Annotated in this window: 1 protein-coding gene; it reads left to right on the top strand. The window is 48.8% G+C overall.

Annotated features, from left to right (window positions below):
- Complete coding sequence (locus tag KOR42_RS28100; RefSeq protein WP_390620856.1) at window positions 1-162, top strand: integrase core domain-containing protein; 162 nt, start codon at window positions 1-3, stop codon at window positions 160-162.
- The last annotated feature ends 1,401 nt before the right edge of the window (window positions 163-1,563 follow it).

Raw genomic sequence — 1,563 nt, 5'->3', positions numbered from 1 at the left:
ATTCAGGACTGGCGGATGACTTACAACCACCGCCGTCCGCACAGCTCTCTTGGAGGGTTGACGCCTGCCGAATTTTCGACTCAGTGTGCTTCCGTTCCAGAGAAGGTTCCGCCTACGGCTCCACCTTCTCCTCCACTCCAGCACACTGACTTACTTACCTAACCCCAACTCTCATAAGCCTGGTTCAAACTTCGGGGGCATTTCACGACAGCTGTCGCAACACACATCGCCCAAGTCATTGACCGGCTCATCAAAAGTTCCTTTCAACAGATTGGAAGACTTCAGAGTTTTGTGAATTCATACGACAGTGAGAGTGGATCAAACGCCGTTTGGGTAACCAGATCTTTGGTCTACTCGTACCAGATCACTGCAGTTCGCGCACTTCTGCAACGCTCGAAGCACAACGTTGACACTTGAACTCATCGCTCAATGCTGAAAACAGTAAGATCTCTGAAGTCAGTACACCCTCGGCACATCCCGATATGCACCCGAGGAAAGACGCCCGGATCACTGGAGAAAATGTTAGAACCATTGGCTAGAGAATTGAACCAAACTTTACTAATTCCCGAATAATTTGCCGAAATACCGCAAACCAACAGCGGTCTAATTTTAACAAATAAGTGTTAACAAGATTTTAACTCAAGTCTAACAATAGACTGCAAATTTAACACTAATCACACCTCAACTTAACATACCGGTGCAAGCGAATTCTCGTGATGGAAAATCGACAGCAGCAACTACCACGCGGTTCCCAAAAAGAACACCAGTTCACGAGCGGACTTACTCAACAGCGCAACCGGATCGGGTTCAGAAGATCTCGCCGAAAAGACATTTCCGTAGCGAAGGCACGCGGGCACGACCGGCCGCGCGCTACTGGCAACGCCGATCAAAGCCCATCGCCGAAGAGATTCACTTCGCCCTCATCGACTGAAGCTCACTGAGTCAGCAACTGCTCCCTGACGATCGTATTTCATATAAAGAACGGTTGCAAAAACTCAACCGCTGGCAGCTTCTGAATAGATCGTCAAAGTCAAGATTGCGTGGTAGCACCGAAGAACGGCACCACAGCGTCATCGGATCAACTGTATTCAAGAGAATGCAGAAAACGGGCCATGCGTTCCGTCGGAGAGATCAAGAGGAACTCACCGTGGACGATGTCGCGGTGCTTTCGACTCGTTAAACCTCGTTGAGAAAAGCACTATTTCATTCCATTGAAGCTCAGACATGGCTTGCCATCAGAACACACCGAGAGAATTCTTGTTGATTCAGGGAAACCGATCGAAAACGATCAACAAGCGAATCGAAGCAGGTACCTTGGCTTGGGAAACCGTATAAAAACGAAAGTCGTCTTAACCTACTTCCGGTTGGCAGAAGCCTCAATGAATGGAACTTGCACCGTTCGGACACTGAGAGGCTATCCGGAAACTGAGGTTTTGTGAAAGTCTGGTTTTGTTCACACTTTGCGGTTCATCAACGCAAAGGAGTGCACGGTGTCCGAGGCGATTCGAAAAGCGTACCCAAGTGACCTGACTGACCTTCAGTGGGAGATGATCGAAATGATTC

It is taken from the genome of Thalassoglobus neptunius (assembly GCF_007859735.1).
GTDB lineage: Bacteria > Planctomycetota > Planctomycetia > Planctomycetales > Planctomycetaceae > Thalassoglobus > Thalassoglobus neptunius.
This window is presented reverse-complemented; position numbering and strand designations above follow the sequence as displayed.